The 3364-nt window shown below is 66.0% G+C and carries 2 protein-coding genes; both read right to left on the bottom strand.

Features of this window, described 5'->3' with window-relative positions; all coding sequences use genetic code 11:
* Positions 1 to 1389: N-acetylglutaminylglutamine amidotransferase (locus tag JOZ00_RS11300; protein WP_293343797.1), on the bottom strand; the 1389-nt coding region annotated here is incomplete at its 3' end.
* Positions 1390 to 1759: 370 nt separating this feature from the next.
* The coding region (locus tag JOZ00_RS11295; protein ID WP_293343795.1) for a thioesterase domain-containing protein at positions 1760 to 3364 on the bottom strand (1605 nt) is incomplete at its 5' end.

Raw genomic sequence — 3364 nt, 5'->3', positions numbered from 1 at the left:
CTTCACCGGGTCGTCGACCAGCATGACCGTCGTATCGAGCCGCAGCGCACGGTCGACCCCGCTCTCGGCGCCGGCACGCGCGAAGTGCTCGGTGACAAATCGCTCGCTCGGATCGCCGGGCGCGGTTTTGCCCGGTCCCAGCAGGCCGGCCAACTCCGATGCGTCGCGGTCGAAGAAGGCGCCGCGGTACTCCGCGACCGAACCCTCCAGCGACGCCGCGGCCGGCGAGCCCATCGGCGGGTACCAGTGGTAGCCGGCAAACACCTCGTCGGCGCCCTGGCCCGATTGCACGACCTTCACGTGCCGCGACACTTCCTGGCTCAGCAGGTAGAAGGCCACGCAGTCGTGGCTGACCATGGGTTCGCTCATGGCGCCGATGGCCCCGTCGAGCGCGGGAAGCATCCGGTCGGTTCCGATGCGGATCTGGTGATGGTCGGTGTCGAAGCGCTTGGCGATGATGTCCGACCACCGGAACTCGTCGCCCTCGACGCCCCCGGCCGACTCGAAGCCGATGGAGAAGGTCGACAGCCCGTGCTGGCCGGCCTCGGCGAGCAGGCCGACGATCAGGCTGGAGTCGACGCCGCCGGAAAGCAGGCAGCCGACCGGGACGTCCGCGACGAGGCGGCGTTCGACCGCGACTCGCAGCGACGACAACACGGCGTCTTCCCAGTCGCGTTCCGACCAGTCGGAGCGGTCCGCGTGCCTGGTGAAGTCCGGTGACCAGTAGGTGGTCGTGGTGCGCCGGCCGTCGGGCTCGATGGCCACCAGCGATCCGGGCGGCACCTTGCGCACGCCCCGCAGGATGGTCAGGGGCGCGGGAACCACGGAATGGAAGGTCATGTAGTGGTGCAGCGCGACGGAGTCGATCCGGGTGTCCACGCCGCCGCCGGCCAACAGCGCGGGCAGACTCGACGCGAAGCGGACCCGGTGGCTGTCCTCGGTCAGATACAGCGGCTTGATACCGAGCCGGTCGCGGCCCAGCAGCACGCGGCCGCTGTCGCGTTCGACGATCGCAAACGCGAACATCCCGTAGAGGTGGCCGACGAAGTCGTCGCCCCAGCGGTGGTAGGCCTTGATCAGGACCTCGGTGTCGCTGTGGGAGAAGAAGCGGTAGCCGTGCCCCTCGAGTTCGCTGCGCAGCTGCTTGTAGTTATAGATGCAGCCGTTCCAGGCGATCGCCAGCCCCAGGTCGGAATCGACCATCGGCTGGGCGCCGGCCTCGGTGAGATCGATGATCCTGAGACGACGATGGCCAAGCGCAACCCGACCCTGCGACCAGGTGCCCGCCGCATCCGGCCCTCTTCGGGCCATCACGGCGGCCATCGCTGACACCGCTGCTACATCGGGGACTTGTCCATCGAGCCGTACCTCCCCGGTGACTCCGCACACCTCTTGAACCATACCCAAGGCGATTCCGGGGCACTGTGTCAGCACTGGAAATGCCTGGTAAGGCCGTTTCGTGGCCGGTAGGGGCACGACCGCGGCTCCGACGGTCCACCCGCGCCGGGCCGGATCCCCGGGATGGTCGTCTCCGGGCGCCGAACCGCCCAGCTAACCGTCGTGGCGGGGCCGGCGAGGCATTCCGTCCGGCCCGATCGCGGCGCGATTCCTACTTCCGTATGAATTATGTTGGTGTGCAACCGATTAACCATCGGCCATTAATCGCGTCACCGAAATTACCGCTGCTGCAACCGCATATCCGTGCCTTGCGCCTTGGTGTCTTCGCGCTTCGAGCAGCCGAACCCCGTGCATCCGTGATTTAGCCGGCGCGCTCGCCGGTGAAATTGCCACCGTCGTCACCCGAGGGTGCCTCCGACAGGCCCACTTGCGTCAATTCGAGGTGACGTTCGGCAAGAACCAAAAGATGCCTGAGTCGCTGCCCGTACATGTCGATCGATTCTGTGGTCAGCATCTCGTTGTGCGTGCAGTCGACCGAGTACATCAGAATTTCGCCGGCCGTATACGGTCCCCAGGCTTGCGCAATGTCTGAACTGCTTTCGGGCTGGTCCCCCAGCGCATAGAAGACGATGACATCACCGTTGAATACGCGTGGTTCGTGAATTCGGTACCGCTCTATGTTGTCGCTCAGGTTTTTGATGAGCATGTCAAAGAGCCGTTTGTATCGAGAAGATCCCGGTCCCGCCGCGTGGAGTAGTTCCGCGATCTGCTCGTAGACAGCCGCCTCGTTTCGTGCCGGGGCTTCCGTGTTGTATGCCCGCAGAACTTCTTCGAGAATCTGCTGCTCGCCCGAGACGTGATCGGGCAAGGCGATCTTGTCGTCGATGCCGGGTTGCGCGTCGAGCAGGATCAGGCGTCCGACTTGGCATCCTCGTAGCTGAAGCTCAACGGCGATTTCGTGGGCGATGACGCCACCCAACGACCAGCCGAGAAGGTTATAAGGCCCGCCCGGATAGGTCTCTTGAATCCTGTCGGCGTAATCGGCCGCCATCGCGCGGATCGACGGGGCTTCTTCGCCCTGCGGCACCTGCTGAATTCCGAGGATCGGGCACTCCAGGTGCTCACCGAGAACCTGATACGGCCAACTCACGCCGCCCGCAGGATGAATGCAGAACAGCGGAATGCCGGCGCCACCCTTCAGGGTCTGAACGGGAACTATCTCCGGTGCGGACTCGGCATCGGTCCGCAGCCGCTGGCTCAAGCCCCTGATGGTGGGCGCCTCGAACAACGCAGGCACCCCGAGGTCGGCATCAAGACTGCTGTTGATCGCCGCCATCAGACGCATCGCCGAGATGCTGTCGCCACCCAGGTCGAAGAACGAGTCGTCGACACCGACGCGGCCGACGCCGAGCACCTGCGCGTAGATACCGGCCAGCGTCACCTCGGTGGGGCTTTGCGGGGCCCGGTACTCGCTGGCCGTGTACTCCGGCGCGGGCAGCGCGCGAGTGTCCAGCTTCCCGTTGACAGTCAATGGCAGCGCGTCGAGACTCACCACGGCCGCCGGAATCATGTAGGCAGGCAACCGCGTCGCCAGCTGGGTGCGGATCTCGGCCGGGTCCGCCGAACCCGTGACGTAGCCCACCAGCCGTTTGCCGCCGGGGCGGTCTTCGCGGGCGATCACCACCGCCTGCTCGACCCCGTCCAGCCCGGCCAGCGCCGCCTGAATTTCGCCGAGCTCGATGCGGTACCCGCGGATCTTGACCTGCTCGTCGGCGCGACCGGCGTAGCGTAGCTTCCCGTCGGCACCCCACGACACCAGGTCTCCGGTCCGATACATGCGTGTCCCCGACGCCTCGGACTCGACGAACGGGCACGCCACAAATCGCGATGCGGTCAACCCGGCCCGGCGCACATACCCGCACGCCACGCCACGACCGGCTACATACAACTCCCCGACTACACCGGC

The sequence above is a fragment of the Mycobacterium sp. genome (assembly GCF_019243155.1).
Lineage (GTDB): Bacteria > Actinomycetota > Actinomycetes > Mycobacteriales > Mycobacteriaceae > Mycobacterium.
The sequence above is the reverse complement of the archived record's forward strand: the minus strand, read 5'-3'. Positions and strand labels throughout refer to the sequence as shown.